This is a genomic window from Rhodoferax lacus (assembly GCF_003415675.1).
GTDB classification, from domain to species: Bacteria; Pseudomonadota; Gammaproteobacteria; order Burkholderiales; family Burkholderiaceae_C; genus Allorhodoferax; species Allorhodoferax lacus.
In genome coordinates this window covers 210933-227629 of the sequence record NZ_QFZK01000002.1, presented here as the reverse complement: position 1 = coordinate 227629, position 16697 = coordinate 210933, and the positions used below count along the sequence as shown (strand labels likewise).

18 protein-coding genes, 1 tRNA gene and 2 pseudogenes are annotated in these 16697 nt (G+C 56.0%); 10 read left to right on the top strand and 11 right to left on the bottom strand.

Features of this window, described 5'->3' with window-relative positions:
* Window positions 1–27: 27 nt before the first annotated feature.
* Together DIC66_RS04680 and DIC66_RS04675 are read left to right on the top strand one after the other, a co-directional pair.
* Window positions 28–550, top strand: a pseudogene (locus tag DIC66_RS04680) (RNA pyrophosphohydrolase); the annotation flags it as partial.
* A 117-nt stretch (window positions 551–667) separates the two neighbouring features.
* On the top strand, window positions 668–1195 hold the full coding sequence (locus DIC66_RS04675) for a CNP1-like family protein (protein ID WP_158558843.1): 528 nt from the start codon (window positions 668–670) through the stop codon (window positions 1193–1195).
* Here DIC66_RS04675 and DIC66_RS04670 read toward each other — a convergent pair.
* The 6 genes from DIC66_RS04670 to rplU all read right to left on the bottom strand — a co-directional run bounded on the left by DIC66_RS04670 (window position 1188) and on the right by rplU (window position 4851).
* Complete coding sequence (locus DIC66_RS04670; protein WP_199534663.1) at window positions 1188–1613, bottom strand: type II toxin-antitoxin system VapC family toxin; 426 nt, start codon at window positions 1611–1613, stop codon at window positions 1188–1190. The two genes, DIC66_RS04675 and DIC66_RS04670, sit on opposite strands and share 8 nt — an antisense overlap.
* On the bottom strand, window positions 1610–1864 hold the full coding sequence (locus tag DIC66_RS04665; RefSeq protein WP_117174569.1) for a type II toxin-antitoxin system Phd/YefM family antitoxin: 255 nt from the start codon (window positions 1862–1864) through the stop codon (window positions 1610–1612). The genes DIC66_RS04670 and DIC66_RS04665 overlap by 4 nt, the downstream gene beginning before the upstream one ends.
* 101 nt (window positions 1865–1965) lie before the next feature.
* On the bottom strand, window positions 1966–3102 hold the full coding sequence (gene proB, locus DIC66_RS04660) for a glutamate 5-kinase (protein ID WP_117174567.1): 1137 nt from the start codon (window positions 3100–3102) through the stop codon (window positions 1966–1968).
* A 16-nt stretch (window positions 3103–3118) separates the two neighbouring features.
* Window positions 3119–4198: an Obg family GTPase CgtA gene (cgtA, locus tag DIC66_RS04655; RefSeq protein ID WP_117174565.1), complete on the bottom strand. Its 1080-nt coding sequence runs from the start codon at window positions 4196–4198 to the stop codon at window positions 3119–3121.
* A 71-nt stretch (window positions 4199–4269) separates the two neighbouring features.
* Window positions 4270–4527 (bottom strand): 50S ribosomal protein L27, encoded by a 258-nt coding sequence (gene rpmA / locus DIC66_RS04650; RefSeq protein ID WP_117174563.1) that lies wholly within the window; start codon window positions 4525–4527, stop codon window positions 4270–4272.
* A 12-nt stretch (window positions 4528–4539) separates the two neighbouring features.
* Entirely contained in the window at window positions 4540–4851 is a 312-nt protein-coding gene (gene rplU / locus DIC66_RS04645) for a 50S ribosomal protein L21 (protein ID WP_117175086.1), read from the bottom strand.
* Between the two features lie 166 nt (window positions 4852–5017).
* On the opposite strand from rplU, the gene DIC66_RS04640 reads away from it, so the two are divergent.
* The 7 genes from DIC66_RS04640 to DIC66_RS04610 all read left to right on the top strand — a co-directional run bounded on the left by DIC66_RS04640 (window position 5018) and on the right by DIC66_RS04610 (window position 12103).
* Complete coding sequence (locus tag DIC66_RS04640; RefSeq protein ID WP_117174561.1) at window positions 5018–5614, top strand: DUF6088 family protein; 597 nt, start codon at window positions 5018–5020, stop codon at window positions 5612–5614.
* Window positions 5607–6632 (top strand): nucleotidyl transferase AbiEii/AbiGii toxin family protein, encoded by a 1026-nt coding sequence (locus tag DIC66_RS04635; RefSeq protein ID WP_117174559.1) that lies wholly within the window; start codon window positions 5607–5609, stop codon window positions 6630–6632. The genes DIC66_RS04640 and DIC66_RS04635 overlap by 8 nt, the downstream gene beginning before the upstream one ends.
* 136 nt (window positions 6633–6768) lie before the next feature.
* On the top strand, window positions 6769–7698 hold the full coding sequence (locus DIC66_RS04630) for a polyprenyl synthetase family protein (RefSeq protein ID WP_117174557.1): 930 nt from the start codon (window positions 6769–6771) through the stop codon (window positions 7696–7698).
* A 26-nt stretch (window positions 7699–7724) separates the two neighbouring features.
* Window positions 7725–7801: transfer RNA gene (locus DIC66_RS04625), tRNA-Pro, on the top strand.
* Between the two features lie 104 nt (window positions 7802–7905).
* Window positions 7906–8157 (top strand): MYXO-CTERM sorting domain-containing protein, encoded by a 252-nt coding sequence (locus tag DIC66_RS04620; protein ID WP_158558842.1) that lies wholly within the window; start codon window positions 7906–7908, stop codon window positions 8155–8157.
* A gap of 91 nt (window positions 8158–8248) precedes the next feature.
* Window positions 8249–9907 (top strand): exosortase E/protease, VPEID-CTERM system, encoded by a 1659-nt coding sequence (gene xrtE, locus DIC66_RS04615; protein ID WP_158558841.1) that lies wholly within the window; start codon window positions 8249–8251, stop codon window positions 9905–9907.
* Window positions 9908–10090: 183 nt separating this feature from the next.
* Window positions 10091–12103, top strand: coding sequence for an acyltransferase family protein (locus tag DIC66_RS04610; protein ID WP_117174551.1), 2013 nt, complete (start codon window positions 10091–10093; stop codon window positions 12101–12103).
* A gap of 86 nt (window positions 12104–12189) precedes the next feature.
* Here DIC66_RS04610 and DIC66_RS23735 read toward each other — a convergent pair whose 3' ends face one another.
* The 3 genes from DIC66_RS23735 to DIC66_RS23730 all read right to left on the bottom strand — a co-directional run bounded on the left by DIC66_RS23735 (window position 12190) and on the right by DIC66_RS23730 (window position 13592).
* Entirely contained in the window at window positions 12190–12618 is a 429-nt protein-coding gene (locus tag DIC66_RS23735) for an IS30 family transposase (protein WP_420820479.1), read from the bottom strand.
* Window positions 12618–13040, bottom strand: coding sequence for a hypothetical protein (locus tag DIC66_RS04600; protein WP_147321238.1), 423 nt, complete (start codon window positions 13038–13040; stop codon window positions 12618–12620). The genes DIC66_RS23735 and DIC66_RS04600 overlap by 1 nt, the downstream gene beginning before the upstream one ends.
* Window positions 13041–13400: 360 nt before the next feature.
* Window positions 13401–13592, bottom strand: coding sequence for a transposase (locus DIC66_RS23730; protein ID WP_420820478.1), 192 nt, complete (start codon window positions 13590–13592; stop codon window positions 13401–13403).
* 262 nt (window positions 13593–13854) lie between these two features.
* Between DIC66_RS23730 and DIC66_RS23725 the strand changes: the two are divergent.
* Window positions 13855–14964, top strand: a pseudogene (locus DIC66_RS23725) (acyltransferase family protein).
* 208 nt (window positions 14965–15172) lie between these two features.
* Here DIC66_RS23725 and DIC66_RS22855 read toward each other — a convergent pair.
* Both DIC66_RS22855 and DIC66_RS04585 read right to left on the bottom strand, forming a co-directional pair.
* Window positions 15173–15730, bottom strand: coding sequence for a hypothetical protein (locus tag DIC66_RS22855; protein WP_147321237.1), 558 nt, complete (start codon window positions 15728–15730; stop codon window positions 15173–15175).
* A gap of 14 nt (window positions 15731–15744) precedes the next feature.
* A complete protein-coding gene (locus tag DIC66_RS04585) occupies window positions 15745–16695 on the bottom strand; it encodes a glycosyltransferase family 2 protein (RefSeq protein WP_117174541.1) in 951 nt (316 codons plus the stop codon).
* Window positions 16696–16697: the final 2 nt, after the last annotated feature.

Sequence of the window (16697 nt, the reverse complement as noted above, 5' to 3'; positions counted from 1 at the left end):
ACGAAGTTTAAGAATTGGGGTTTGATTATGCTTGACCGGGACGGCTTTCGCCCCAATGTCGGCATCATCCTGCTCAACCAGAGAAATCAGGTATTTTGGGGCAAACGTTTACGCACCCACTCGTGGCAATTTCCGCAGGGTGGCATTGACCGGGGGGAGACTCCCGAGCAGGCCATGTTCCGTGAATTGCACGAAGAAGTGGGGCTGCATCCGCAGCATGTAGCGATCGTTGCCCGTACCCGAGACTGGTTGCGCTATGAGGTGCCAGACAGGTACATCCGACGCGACGCGCGTGGCCATTACAAGGGCCAGAAGCAGATTTGGTATCTGCTTCAACTGACCGGCCACGACTGGGATTTGAACCTGCGCGCCACCGACCACCCGGAGTTCGACGCCTGGCGTTGGAATGACTACTGGGTACCGCTGGAGTCGGTAGTCGAATTCAAACGTGGCGTGTATGAAATGGCCCTGACCGAGCTGGCCCGCTTTCTGCCGCGCAGCGAAATCCGCAACCGCTATTTGCGCCACGGCAACCGCACGCGTGACGCTGACCCGGGCGCGCGCCAAAGTGCACCCGCGCCGCTCGCACCCTTTGCCCCTTTCACCCCCATAGGCAGCGAACCAGCCGCCGGGCAAAGCCTGCCCCATGGCGACCTCACGGATTCCAATGAGCAATAACAACCTGGCCCGGCTGACTCTGGCATGCATGCTGGCGCTGTCTGGCACATGCAGTCTGGCGCAGTCCGGCAACGGCACTGACAACCCGGACTGGGCGGAAGAAGCAACACCCCCGCCCCCCGCATTTTCCAAAGACCGGCTGATTCCCATCGACATGCCAAGCTATGTGTCGATCAAAGTGGGCGTGGACCCGGAAACCATTGCTGTGGGTAGTGATGGCGTGGTGCGCTATGTCATTGTCATGGCCAACGCCACCGGCAGCACCAACGCGGTCTATGAAGGCATACGCTGCGTTACCGATGAAGTGAAAACCTACGCACGGCTCAACGCGTCTGGCGCATGGGTCACACAGGCAAAAACAGACTGGAAACCGGTCAACGACAACATGCCCTCCCGCCACGCCCAGGCCTTTGCACGGCAAGGCGGTTGCCAGAGCCGCCTGGCAACCAGCAAGCAAGAAATCATTGACGCACTGCGCAGTGGGCAAAAGCCAGGCCTAGGCAAGCGGTCTAACTGAAATCCCACGGATTGACGAGGCTGACTCCGGTGGGCAGGAAATCTGCGACATTGCGAGTGACCACTGTCATGCCGTGCACAAGGGCAGTCGCCGCGATGAGTGCATCACGCTCGCCGCGTTTGTCAGGTACGTACAGCCGGGCGCAGCGTTGTGCCACCGCGGTATCGACAGGCAGCGTGCGCCCGGAGAATTCAGGCAACACGTGCTGCTCCAGCCACGAGCGCAGCAAGGCCCCCTGGGTGGCGTCCTTTCTCTCAATCAACAGAACGCCAAGTTCCAGTTCCATGATGGTGATGGCTGATACATAAAGATCAGCTGCATCAACACTTTCGGTCCATGCCATCAGGCTCGGGGCCGCCTTGCCAAGGTGCACCTTGCGCAGTTCAGACACCACGTTGGTATCAAGAACAAACATCATGAGAGATCAGCCGGCCGCGCTTCAAAGTTCATACGGGGCGGCTCAAACTCGATGTCAGCAACACCCGGCATGGCAAGCGCATCGGCAATGTTGCGCCGTTGCTTTGTGAGACGCTGGTAGTCCTCAATGCTCAGGAGCACGTGGGCCGGTCGGCCCCGATCTGTGATGAACACAGGCCCATTGTTTGCAGCCCGCTTTGCCTCACTAGCGCCTTGGTTGAACTCCCGGCTTGATAAGGTGGTGATGGTCATGGCAACTACCCCGCATGTTCAAGAGAGGTAGAAATGTTACTACATCACTTCAGCAGGTTCAAGCCAACGCATGAGTGCCTGGGCAGGCGCTCTCTTGGCAACTAGCGCGTAATCACCAGGTTGTCGCGGTGCACCATCTCGGACTCGGCTGCATAGCCCAGGTGCCGCTCAATCTCTGAAGACGGCTTGCGGCATATCAGGCGCGCCTCGGCGCTGGAGTAGTTGGCCAGTCCGCGGGCGATCTCGGTGCCGCTGTCGTCGCGCACCGCAATCACATCCCCGCGCGAAAAATCGCCTTCTACCTGCACCATGCCAATGGGCAGCAGGCTTTTGCCCCCATCGCGCAGCTTGGCCACCGCACCGGCGTCCACCACCACGGCGCCGCGCATCTGCAAATGGTCAGCAATCCACTGCTTGCGGGCCTGCGTCTTCTGGGTTTGTGCCACCAGCAGCGTTCCTATGGGCTCGCCCGCCGTCAGGCGGATCAGCGCGTCGGGCTCACGGCCCCAGGCAATCACCGTGGAGGCCCCGGAGCCCGCGGCGCGCTTGGCTGCCAGAATCTTGGTGATCATGCCGCCGCGCCCAATGCTGGAGCCAGCACCCCCGGCCATCTGCTCGAGCTCCGGGTCACCGGCCTTGGCTTCGTGCACAAAGCGGGCAGAGGGGTCCTTGCGCGGATCGGCCGTGAACAGGCCCTTCTGGTCCGTGAGGATGATCAGTGCATCGGCTTCCACCAGGTTGGCCACCAGTGCACCCAGGGTGTCATTGTCGCCAAACTTGATTTCGTCGTTCACCACCGTGTCGTTCTCGTTGATCACCGGCACCACACCCAGCTTCAACAGGGTCAGCAGGGTGGAGCGGGCGTTCAGGTAGCGCTCGCGGTCGGCCAGGTCGGCATGGGTCAGAAGCACCTGGGCGCTGCCCAATGCGTTCAGGCGCAGCTTGGTTTCGTACATCTGGGCCAGGCCCATTTGTCCTACGGCGGCAGCGGCCTGCAGTTCTTGAATGGCCTTGGGCCGTGCCGTCCAGCCCAGGCGCTTCATGCCCTCGGCAATAGCACCGCTGGAGACCATGATGACCTCGCGCCCGTCGCCCATCAGGTGTGCAATCTGGCGGCACCATTCGCCAATGGCCTGCTCGTCCAGGCCGCGGCCTTCATTGGTCACCAGGCTGGAGCCGACTTTGATGACTACGCGTTTGGCTTTGCGCAGTGCGGAAGATGCAGTTTTCTTGGTCACGCGGTCTGTAGGCGGCTCAGGGGTTGGCGGGAGGCTCTTCGCCGGTAAAGCGCGGGTCCACTTCCACATGCGGCTGCTCAGCCTGCTGCTGGGCCTTCACGTGTTTGTAGATTTCCTTGATGAGCGGCTCGCAGCCCTCGCGCGTCAGCGCCGAGATCTGGAACACCGGCCCCTTGAACTTGTAGCGCTTGATGAAGTCCTTGATGATGGCCTCGCGCTCTTCTACGGGCAGCATGTCCACCTTGTTGAGCACCAGCCAGCGCGGCTTGGCGTACAGGTTGGGGTCGTATTTTTTCAGCTCGTTGACAATCGCCTTGGCCTGCTTGACAGTGTCCACACCCTCGTCAAACGGGGCAATGTCCACAATATGCAGCAGCAAACGGGTGCGCTGCAAATGGCGCAAAAACTGGTGGCCCAGACCGGCGCCTTCGGCAGCGCCTTCAATCAGTCCGGGCAAGTCGGCCACCACAAAGCTCTGCTCCGGGCCCACGCGCACCACACCCAGGTTGGGGTGCAAGGTGGTGAAGGGGTAGTCGGCAATGCGCGGACGGGCGTTGGACACCGCCGTAATGAACGTGGACTTGCCCGCATTGGGCATGCCCAGCAGGCCCACATCGGCCAAGACTTTCAGTTCAAGCTTGAGCTCGCGCTTCTCACCGGGCCAGCCGGGCGTCTTCTGACGTGGCGCGCGGTTGATAGCGCTCTTGAAGCGCATGTTGCCAAAGCCGCCGTCGCCGCCCTTGGCAATGGTGATCACCTCGCCTGGCACCAGCAGCTCAAACAGCACCTCGCCAGTTTCGGCGTCAGAGATGATGGTGCCCACGGGCATCTTCAGGGTGATGTCGGCGCCGGCTGCGCCAAACATGTCGGAGCCCATGCCGTGCTCCCCGCGCTGCGCGTCGTGGCGACGCGAAAAACGGAAGTCCACCAGCGTGTTCAGGTTGATATCGGCCACCGCGTAGACATGGCCACCACGGCCACCATCGCCGCCATTGGGGCCGCCAAATTCTTTGTACTTCTCATGCCGGAACGAGACGCACCCCGCCCCACCGTCTCCAGCAGAGATATCTATATAGGCTTCGTCAACGAACTTCATGGTGTACCTGCTTAGAAATGAAAAACCCCGCGCTGGATAAGCGCAGGGTTCTTCGGGGAGCTTGCTGCAGACTAGACTGCAGTGATGCTCACGGTGTGCTTGTTGAGGGCACCCTTGACTGCGAAAGAAACCGTGCCTTCGATCAGCGCGAACAGCGTGTGGTCCTTGCCAATGCCGACATTGGTGCCGGGATGGAACTTGGTACCACGCTGACGCACGATGATCGCACCAGCGCTGATAACTTGACCGCCGTAAGATTTCACGCCGAGCATTTTGGGCTTGGAATCGCGCCCGTTTCGCGTAGAGCCGCCGCCTTTTTTCTGTGCCATGACCCGTGTCCTTTAAGCAGCAATCGCGCCGATTTGCAGTTCGGTGAACTGCTGGCGGTGCCCTTGACGTTTCTGATAGTGCTTGCGACGACGCATCTTGAAGATGCGCACTTTGTCGTGCTTGCCGTGAGAGATTACTGTGACAGTAACCGTTGCGCCGGACACCAAGGGAGTGCCAACCTTCAGTTCGGTGCCGTTGCCGACAGCCAGAACCTGGTCGAACACAATCTCTTGGCCTACGTCCGCAGCAATCTGTTCTACTTTAATTTTTTCGCCAGCAGCAACCCGATATTGCTTGCCACCGGTTTTTATGACCGCGTACATGATGACCTCTTTGTCTTGACTCCACGAACGGATTTTCGCAGAGCCTCGGATTATAGACCGAATGTCCCGTTGCTCCAAACACTCCTGATTCAAGCTACCCATGACAGTTTGTTTTTGCGGCAAATGTCAGAAAGTGACTTAAGATTCTCTCAACCCAAGGTCTTCCATGAGCACTTTGCCCGAATCCATCCTGCTGCATTCCCGGTCTATGCCCGAGGGGCGCGTGCTCTCGCCCAAGGAGTTTCTGCACCTGGGCAGCCGGGCAGCCGTAGATCAGGCGCTGTCCCGGCTGTCAAAAGAAAATCACTTGCTTCGCGTGGGGCGGGGCGCCTATGTCAACCCTGTATCCAGCCGCTTCGGAACGCGTGCTCCGTCTCCGGAAAAAGTCGTTGCTTCGCTGGCTGCCCAAAGCGGTGAAACGGTAACCCCACACGGTGCGATGGCCGCCAGCGGTTTGGGGCTCACACAGCAGGTGCCCATCCGCGAGGTCTACCTCACATCCGGACGAACCCGAAAGATCAAGCTCGGCCAATCGGAAATACTCATCAAGCATGCGCCAAGCTGGATGTTGGCCCTGGGCGTCAGCCCGGCTGGAAATGCGGTGCGCGCGCTGGCCTGGATGGGGCCATCCCATGTCGACAAATCACTGACAACCTTGCACCACACCTTGCCGAAGGAAGAATGGCAGGCGCTGACATCAGCCCGTGCTGCCCTGCCCTCCTGGATGGCAAGAGCTATCGGTCAAGAGGCCTCTCGTGACTGAGGCCTACTTCGCCCTCAGCCGACTGGATCAGCGCGAAGTCCTGGAACAGGTCCGGGCAAAAACCGGGCGTCCAACACACCTGCTTGAAAAGGACGCTTGGGTGGTGTGGGCGCTTGGCGCACTCTTCGATTCGCCATTGACTGCCGACCTGACGTTCAAGGGCGGAACCTCTTTGTCCAAGGCCTACAAAATCATTGATCGCTTCTCCGAGGACATTGACCTCACCTTGGATATTCGCAAACTGCTCAGTGACCTTGTTACCGGTGATGAGTCACTGCCCGCCAATCGCAGCCAGGCCAACAAATGGACCAAGGCGGTACGTGATCGCCTGCCGGAATGGATCACCACGGGTGTCCGTCCTGTTCTTGAAGCCGCGCTGGCGCGTGAAGGCATGGACGCCAAACTGCAGATTGACGGCCCTGAAAATGACAAACTGCAGCTGTACTACCCGGCCATCAAACAAGGTACTGGCTATGTTTCCCCGGTGGTTACGCTGGAATTTGGTGCCCGCGCAACCGGCGAACCCCATCAGCAACTACCCGTGGCTTGCGATATGGAAGGGCATGTGGAAGGCGTATCTTTTCCAACCGCTTTACCCGTGGTTATGAGCGTCACCCGCACATTCTGGGAGAAAGCTACAGCAGCACATGTCTACTGTGCGCAAGGCCGAATACGCAGCGAGCGATACGCCCGGCATTGGCACGACTTGGCTGCAATAGGGCGCAGCGCCTTTATGGGTGACGCCGCCTCGGATCGCGTCGTGTCCAAGGCCGTCGCAGAGCACAAGTCCTTTTTCTTTGTCGAAAAGGACGCAAGCGGCAGAGCCATCGACTACCTGTCGGCGGCAACAGGTCATTTGAAGATCGTGCCCGAAGGACAGGCGCTTGAGGCACTCGCGCGAGACTACGCAAACATGCTTGCTGACGCGGTGATGGTTGGCAACGCCTTGCCTTTCAATCAATTGATGCAGGCCTGCAACGAAATCGAAGGCCAGGTGAACAGAGCCATGTGCCAATAACGTAAACCTGCACAGGCCACAGTCAGCAAACCCTGCCAATCAGCTTTCTATAATCGCCGCAACAACCAACCGGTCACAAGCCTTGCAAGTCAACTCCAGCAGCTCTTCTACAGGGCTCACCCTTATTGATGCAGACATGCACCAGGTCGACCAGGTCATTGCACAACGGCTCAACTCCGGCGTGCCCCTGGTAGGCAGCGTCTCTCAGTACATCATCACCGCCGGCGGCAAACGCCTGCGCCCTGCCCTCTTGCTGCTGTGCTGCGGTGCCCTGGGCTGCGACAGCGCCCAGCGCTTCAACATGGCCGCCGTGGTGGAATTCATCCACACCGCCACCCTGCTCCATGACGACGTGGTGGACGACTCGGCCCTGCGCCGCGGCCGCCCCACCGCCAACGCCACCTTTGGCAACCCGGCCAGCGTGCTGGTCGGCGACTTCTTGTACTCGCGCGCCTTCCAGATGATGGTGGACGCCGACAGCATGCGCATCATGCAAGTACTGTCCGACGCCACCAACGTCATTGCCGAAGGCGAAGTCATGCAGCTCATGAACATGCACAACGCCGCTTTGGACGAAGTTGGCTACCTGCACGTCATCCGTTCCAAGACCGCCAAACTCTTTGAAGCCAGCGCCCGCGTAGGCGCCATCGTGGCACGGGCCAGCTCCGAACTGGAAGAAGCCTGCGCCGAATACGGCCAAGCCCTGGGCACCGCCTTCCAGGTCATAGACGACGTGCTTGACTACGCCGGTGACGCCGCCGTCATGGGCAAAAGCCTGGGCGACGACTTGCGCGAAGGCAAAGCCACCCTGCCCCTGATTGCCGCCATGCAGCGCGGCAGCGCAGAGCAGGCAGACACCATCAAAAAAGCCATCGAAACCGGCGACCTGAGCATGCTCGAGCAAATCGTCAGCATCGTCAAAAGCACCGGCGCCCTCGACGTAGCCCGCAACGCCGCCCGCCAGGAAGCACTGCGCGCCATCGCCGCCGCCAAGCGCCTGCCGGCCGGAGAACACACCGACTGTTTGATACAATTGGCGACCCAATTGCTGGAGCGCAATCACTGATTACGCTGCCTGCATGTCAAGCACCGCGGGGTGTGGCCTAGTCCGGTAAGGCGCTTCGTTCGGGACGAAGAGATCGGAGGTTCGAATCCTCTCACCCCGACCAACCCCCTCTTTTTGGGTAATTTGCACACCCTGTTAGTCCGAACGGGCTATTGGTGGCAGCTGGGCCTGCCGCTACCATTGGCTCACAACACTCAGGAAGCAATGATGAAACCAATATTCAAGACAGTATGTGCAGCACTCGTGCTCGCGGCCTTTGCAGCACCGTCCTTTGCTGACGGGCGCAAGAACGATGATGACAACAAGAAGCACGTGCAAGTTCCTCAGATCAAAAAGGGCGACTTTGACCGTCCAGGCAGCGCCCACAGCGTTCCCGAGATCAATGGTGCTGGCGCCTCGCTGGCCCTGGCCTTGCTCGGTGGTGTGGTTCTGATCATGCGCGAGCGCCGCAAGTCTTAACTGCTGCTTCGACACCGGCCAAACAGGCCAAGAGGCCCTTGGGTAATACCAAGGGCCTTTTTGCTGGCCCTCGCTCACATTGGCACCCACTGTGAAAACCAAGACATCCGCGCACTTGCCCACTGCACCCCATAGCCGTTCAGCGGTGGTGTTGCTGGTCGTCTTGCTGTTCTGCGCCGAGTTTTTGTTCATCACCCTGCGCTTCCAATCCAAAGCCTTGCTGGACGTGCAGGACATCGCCGCCTGGCAAAGAAGTCTGGGCCACATAGGCGAGGTGGCCAAAGCCGCTGTGCTGGCTGTCCTGCTGTACGTCTTCATGCGCAAAGGCGCCTTCTTCGCCGCACTGCGCCGCATGGCTGCAGGGCTTTCCTACCAGCGCCTGGCCCGCATACTCCCCGTGCAATTGCTGGTGTATGCCGTCTTTGTCTACCTCAGCCAACGGGTGTTTGAGGCAACCTTGGCCACCCGCACCATGCACGCCTGGGTTGCCCTGGCCTGGCTGGTTTGCGGTTGCGCCGTGGTCACACTCTGGCTGCTGTGCTTGGCACCGGCGGAGCGGTTCAAGGCCTATTTGCTGCGCGAGCGGGGCTATGTCCTGTTGATACTGCCCGTTACCCTGATCACATGGTTTATTTCCCTTGGCAGCCAGGGCGGCTGGGGCATCCTGGCCGACTGGACCTTTGCCGTCTCGGCCTGGCTGCTCAGCCTGTTCAGCGACCAGCTCATCTATGTAAACGCCGACACCAAAGTATTGGGCCTGGGTGACTTCGCCGTCTCCATCGCCCCGCAATGCTCAGGCTACGAAGGCATTGGCCTGATCGTCGCGTTCACGGCCCTCTATCTGGTCATGCACCGCAAAGAGCTGAAGTTTCCGCACACCCTGGTACTTTTCCCGCTGGGGGCCGCCTGCATCTGGTTTTTGAACTGCGTACGCATTGCGGTGCTCATCAGCATGGGCTATTTTTGGTCCCCCGAAGTCGCAGTGGGCGGCTTTCATTCGCAGGCGGGGTGGATCACCTTCATCCTGACCTCGGTGGCCTTGCTCTGGATTGTTGACAACAGCCAGATGCTGCGCAAAAAGTCCCTCGCACTGCCCGCCCGCCCCGGGGCCCAGGCCGCCTCCGATGGCCTGGCCCTATCCACCCTGGTGCCCCTGGTGGTCTTGCTGGCTGCCACGCTGCTTACCTCTGCACTCACCTCGGTGGTGGACTATTTCTACCCGCTGCGGGTGGCTCTGGTTGCACTGGCACTCTATAAGGTGTGGCCACAGCTCAAACTGCCCGCCTACCGCCCGCGTTGGGACGCCGCCATTGCCGCCGTGCTGGTGGCGGTGGTGTGGGCCTGGCTGCTGGGCACGGACAGCCCCCACAACGCGCTCTTTCAGGCCCACCTGGACGCCATGCCAACCCACTGGGCCCTGCTCTGGCTGGCCCTGCGCTTTGTGGGCGCCGTGGCTACGGTCCCCATTGCAGAAGAGCTTGCATTCCGCTGCTACCTGCTCTGCAAGCTGTCCGGCACAGCGGTACAAACCAGCGGCGCCTTGCCGGTGCGGCTTGCAGGCGTTGTGGCCTCTTCCGTGGCTTTTGGCGCCTTGCACAACGCCTGGCTGGCCGGCACCTTTGCTGGCCTGGTTTTTGCGTGGGTACGACTGCGGTCAAACCACATTGGAGACGCCATCCTGGCCCACGCAGGAACTAATGCCATTTTGTTTGGGATGGCGGCGTATTTTGGATATTGGAACCTGCTCTGATGGCACGCTTCGCCCTCCATCAGACTTTGGTCGCAAAATGCCCCAGACCATTTGCGGGCTTGGGCCAACAATACCTTGGACAGCAATAAATACTGTTTACACTGTAAAAAATCGGGAAAAAAGGCTGCCAGGAAGTGACGCGTTCAAAAACGTCCCACAGGCACATCGTGCCTTCAGGACGTTATGAATATAAACAATCAAGATTACAGACCAGACATTGACGGGCTTCGTGCCATCGCCGTATCGTTGGTGGTGGCGTATCACGCCTACCCCACGCTATTGACTGGCGGCTTCATAGGCGTTGACGTCTTCTTTGTTATTTCGGGCTATTTAATCACCCGCATCATTGCCAACGACCTGCAGCGCGGCACTTTTTCCTTCCGCAGGTTTTACGAAAAGCGCATTTTGCGGATATTCCCGGCACTTATCATGGTGCTGCTGGCCTGCCTGGTCTTGGGTTACTTTTTCCTGCTGGCGCGTGAGTACCAGCCGCTTGGCAAACACGTCTTTGGCGGTGCTGTCTATATTTCCAACTTTGTTTTGATGAAAGAAGCTGGTTATTTTGACACCAGCTCCGAGCTCAAGGCCCTGCTGCACCTCTGGTCACTTTCCATCGAAGAGCAGTTTTATCTGGTTTGGCCCATTGTGCTGGCCATTGCGGTAAAAGCCCGAAGAAACCTGCACAGGGTCATCGGCATAGTGGCTTTGGTATCTTTTGGCCTTTGCCTGTATTACTCCAAAAGCCATCCGGAAGCCGTATTCTTCAACCCCATCACCCGCTCGTGGGAACTGTTTGTGGGCGCCTTCATTGCCTTTGTGCCCCGCCTGCCTGCGCCCCTGGCGGGCACAAGTGCAGCCACCCGGCAAAACACCATGTCGGTGCTGGGCTTGCTGCTGATTGCATGCTCTGCCATTGCATTCAAATCTACCGACCTCTTTCCCTACTGGCGTGCGCTGCTGCCCTGCGCAGGTGCCAGCCTGATCATCCTGGCCGGCAAAGACGCCATAGCCAACCGCCTGCTGCTGGGCGCACGCCCGGTTGTGTATATTGGCCTTATCAGTTACCCCCTGTACCTATGGCACTGGCCTGCACTGTATTTTGGGCGAATACTCAGCAACAACCAGCTGGACGTTTGGGTCATTGGCAGCGCCATACTGTTTTCGGTGTTGGCGGCTGCCGCCACCTACCATTTGGTAGAAAACCGGGTGCGCAAGTCACCCTCCAAAGTCGTGCCCATCGTACTGCTGCTGGCGCTGCTGGGCATTGGCCTTGTGGGTGGGTTGGTCAACAAGGCCAAGGGTCTTCCAGACAGATTCCCGGCCCTGGAAAAGGTAGCCAAAAACGTTGGCTCTTTTGACTGGTATGAAAATGGCTACGACAACGACGCAGCCTGCATCCAGCAGTTGGATAACAAGTTTCCAGACTACTGCAACATGATGGACCTGAAACGCCCAGCCACCATCGCACTGCTGGGTGACAGCACCGCCAACCACTTCTTCCTGGGTCTGGCGGACAAAATCACCGAACATTCCAAAACAGAAAATCTGGTGGAAATCGGCAAGGGCGGCTGCCCACCGCTGCTGGATATTGATGCCTCCAGAGACACCGGCATGTCACGCTGCGACCAAACCATGGCCGACATGCTGAAGTATGTGGAGGGCGCACCCAGCATCCATACGGTGATCTTGTCCATGACAGGCGCCACCTACATGAACGAAACCCTGGACGCCGTTGCCAACAAGGCCGAATATTATCGGGTGCGTTCCCTGTCCAGCCCGCAATTGGATGACCCCGATCTGATCTTTGCCAACGCCATCCGCAAAACTCTGGACCGGCTGCTGGCATCACAAAAGAAGGTGGTCTACCTGCTCAGCATTCCGGCCCTGGACTTCATACCGGAAGACTGCGTCAACATCCGCCCCGTCAGCATCAAGGGCACCAAGCGCAGCTCGTGCGACGTGGACCGCGCAACCGTTGACAAGATCAACCTGGGCTACAGAAGCATGGTGTTCCGCGTCTTGAAGGACTACCCCCAGGTGAAGGTGTGGGACCCCTACACCATGGTGTGCGATGACAAGATGTGCAATGGCGTGAAGAATGACTTGTCCTTGTACCGCGACAAGATTCACCTTGGATACTATGGATCGCAATATATTGCGGATCGATTACCTGTTCATGGTCTAACTAGCGACTAGAAGCACAGGCAGCGTCTTGAATGGGCAGCGAATTGCACATTCACATGGGTAATCCCCCCATTTTCCACTAGGGCGGATTCAGGCGGTCATCGCAACAGTGGGGCCAACACTTCTACCGGTGTTCGGTATCCTAATATCTTCCGGGGTCGGGAATTTATTATTTCAGCAAGTTGGTTTAATTGTATTTGCGTATATCCATCCAAACTAGTTCGCTTTGGGAAGTACTGCCTTAGCAGCCCATTTGTATTTTCGTTTGTGCCGCGTTGCCAAGGGCATCCCGGATCGCAAAAACACACCGCCTTGTTGGTGTTTGCACTGAACTGCTCGTGACTTGCCAGCTCCATGCCACGATCCCAAGTTAAACTTTTATACAAGTCTGATGGCATTTGGCGCATCTGTTTTGTCAACGACTCAATGACGCTGTCCGACTTTCGATCCACCAATTTACAAAGAATCGCAAAACCCGAGATGCGATCGACAACGGTAGCTATGGCGCTATTTTTTTTGCCAACGATCAGATCCCCTTCCCAATGGCCTGGAAGCGCTCGGCTTTCGACATCCGCAGGGCATTCCCAAATTCAAATCGCACCGGGAATTCTTTGGCCAACAGCTGCGTGGTGGGTTCGGGCATGACGAAACATTCGCTTAGTCGGAGGTTCTTCTTCAATTCCTCCCGTAACATGCCACGAGCCCGAGTAAACAACGAACGGTAAATTTTCTCGTGCGAAATGCACATGGTTTTCCCGTGTGGCGAATGCCGTTTGAGCCAGCCTGACAAGTGCTCTGGCGACAATTTCTCCTCCAGTAGCCTGGTCACTACAGATTTCAACTGTGGTTGCATGTCCAGAAGGAAATGCTTAGGGCGACGGTAACGTTTAAGAAAGCAATTCTCTGCCTCTAAAGCACGGTATTTTTCAGCGCCACCGTTGCGGTTCACCTCTCTAGAAATAGTTGAGGCCGAACGCTCTTGTTACCGAGCAATTGCACAGTAACCTAATCCGCTAGCCACTCCACGAGATATTGACTCTCTCTTCCATTGAAAGACATCCGGAACGCCGACTTCTGAGTCGGGGCATGATCCCGCCGTGGTACAGCAGGTATGAATAATCCGTAGCCGCAGGCTTTGCAATGTCGCGGGCAATCACACTCATAGGGTTCCCCTTCGCCACAACTGTCAGATGCGAACCATTCCATCCGGAGTCATAGCGCCAAAAAACACTAACCATCGCACACCTCCATAATCCCTGCTTGCTTGGGTGTTGCGTTGACCGCCTGAATCCGCCCCTTATCGGAGGGATTACTTATTCACGTGCGCATCCTCGACCTGAATCTTCTTCAGGTGCGCGTTCTCCGCCTCCGGCTCCTTAAGGCGTTTGACCTCCTCGATATCGAGCTGGCCAAACTTCTTGCGAAAGACGTAAATCGTCCCATCACTCACTAAGTGACGCTTGGCTACATTCGGCACTCTGTCTTGGCCTATCTCTCGCAGTATCTGAACAAAATGATAGTTAATGAATCACCCCTGCGTCATATCCCCACTAGCAGCAGAGATCACTTTCCCAAAATTCACTTTGTCCTAAATTTCACGTGCAGGTTAACTCTCATTTAATGCGCAGAACATAAAAATTAAATTTAGTCTTGATTTTGCATCCATTTATATACCACATCAACAATTAAAATGCGATACTGCACAAAGGGCGCGAAATTTAGCTAACCCATATGAAAAAGATAAAAGCAAAGGTTAAAATAAAATGAGCGCATTAGTTACAATCAGTAGTTATAGGCTATCTTTAGTAGACACATCTCGTTGTTTTGCAGCCACATGGGTGGTTCTATTTCATATGTCTGAAGGTGGCCATATCGCATCGTTACTATCGACATTACCAGCATTGCTAAGCTCTGCAATTTTCGAGGCAGGGCATCTAGGTGTGCCCATCTTTTTTGTCTTAAGTGGAATTGTTATGAAAGCGACAACCTTTCAGATACAAATGATTCCATGCAATGCTTTCAGCTTCGTTGGTCGCCGGTTAGTCCGTCTTGCACCACCATATTATGTAGCAATAGCGTTTGGTATTTTTACAATTATGGCTAAGCATATGAATGGACAGACCGAAGTGACCATTCCAGATGGAAAAGCAGTTGCTGCACACCTCTTTTTTTTGCAAAGCTTCTTTGGAATGGGGCAAATCCTCAGCGTGTTCTGAACACTTTGTATAGAAGTGCAATTCTATATTGCATTTACTACTTTACTATGGCTAGCTGATAGGAATTCATTAGGAATAGAAAAGTTCAAAAGAGATTGGTTAATCTGGTCTAGTTCATTAGTTGCGCTACTTTGGCCTGCCGAATTGGTGCACACAACATTCTGGCAAGGTGGTTTTATTGGATTTTGGTACAGCTTTATGACAGGTGTTCTTTGCGGAGATTGTCTCGATGGAAAACCAAAGAGTCGAATAATTTCATTTAGCTATAGCCTCTTTATATTTTTTATTGGAAGCATTTTTCAGAATACTTTTGCGCAATGCGTTGGTATAACTGGAATTATCTTTTGCTTGATATTGAATGCATCCAAATCTATAAGCTTCTTGTCCTTCCACACCATTCAAAAGCTAGGCCTTATCTCTTACAGTCTATATTTGTTTCACTTACCGATTACCGGCATTTTTATGCGTGTCTTAAGGCGGTTCGTCGTAACTAGTGTCGCGACTGACGTTTTGGCAGTTGTTCTTAATATGACTATTTGCATCGCGATAGCAGCTATTGCACATATTCTCTTCGAACGACCGGCCATAGCATGGAGTCGACTTATCAAATTCAAGAATACGTCGAAAATCCCACCGCAAAAATTATCCTCCACATAAGCAGTTAGACTGACATATTTATATGCACGTAATTTATAGAATATCGATATAAAGCGCTAAATTTTCAAACCTTTTTATTCTATATATTTTTAATCTCTTAAGTACTTGGCAAGCAGAGCCAACCAACATGTACAAACCTACGATTTGCATCGAATATATAGTACATTCACAATCATCAAGGCGTACTTATTAAATTGCGTTTACCAAATCATCTAACATCAATATTCCACAAACGAGATGAAGATGCCCAGATTACGATAAAAATCCCGCTCAACTCCAAAACCTCATTAATAGATAAACCATCCAGGGAAAAACCTAAAATTTCATCAATATGATGGAATGACGTTGCGCGAATTAGCACAAATAATCCTAAAACCAATAGTCCCATCGAAGCCCTGCGCACATACTTCCCCATTCCAGATACTTTTTGTGACAACCAGTCACGCATCAACAGCGCAGAAATCAACAGTCCAGCAATAAACAAAGCCTGAACCACTCTGCGGCGACCATACCAGCCATATTCAAACGCGGCATCCCTACCAATTTCAGTCAGCCAAGTTTGCAGGTCTAATTGCTTATTAATGCCAAAAGCTAGCATTACTGTTGTCAAAACTAACCAAAATTGGCCCTGTTCTGTTCGTGCATATCGCTTGTTGCAGCGGTAGCACAGCAGTGCGGCTACACCATATGCAGCCACCGTCACCCAGCCTATAACGGTGGGGTCGCCTATTCCGAGGTGCCAGCGCCCATCAACATCTGTCGCCATAAGGTCCCTTTGGGCTAGTTGGTTTCGGGCGAGCTCAATAGCTTTGCCTGCATTCGCGGCTTCATGCGGTCTGTGCCGCGCCCGCGAACCATGTCCGTCAGAGTGCGCAACGCCAGCACGCCAAACTCGCACACTTCCGCGACAGTTGCAGCTACCCACCCATGGTGCTTCACCATGTAATACCGTCGGCTCTGGTAAAAATGCTCCGAGATACAGCCTTCAATGCGGCTTGCATCCTGTGACGAACTCACCCCGCCAATATGCCAAGCCACCGCTTCCGGCAACGCCCAAACCCCCAGCCCACTGTCCTCTATGCGCTTGCACAGGTCCACCTCTTCCCAATACAAGAAGAAGCGCGGGTCAAACCCACCCAATGCCTTGATGTGCTCGGTGCGCACCAGCATCACGGCACCACAAACCCAACCGGTCTTGAAGGCCGCCGTGCCAGGCACTATGGGCTTGTACAGCGCTTCAATGTCTGCCATAGACAAGGCGGCGCGCACCAGGTCTGTGGGTGTCTCCCGGCGCCCGGCAATCTGGTATGCAGACTCTTCGCGTGACGGCCCCACCAGCGTGGCGGGTCCACACACACCCACTTCCGGGTGCGCGTCCATAAAGGCCAGCATCTTGCGCACATCGTCCGGCTCCAGCACCGCGTCCGGGTTCAGGAACAGGGTGTACTCGGTGCGCACCTTGTCCAGCCCGATGTTGCAGCCGCGCCCAAAGCCGTTGTTGTTGCCTGACAGCACCACCTCAGCCCAGTCCTGATAGGCCTGCAACAGCTCAGGGGTGCGGTCTTTGCTGGCGTTGTCCACCACCACACAGTCCATTACCTTTTCATCAAAGCAGCGCCGCATATAGGCCATGCCGGTGGCCACGGTGGACTCGGATTGATAGGTCACTATCACCGCTGTCACGCGCGCACCCGATGCCTTGGCCGATGGTGTCTGCACAGGGCTTGGCATGC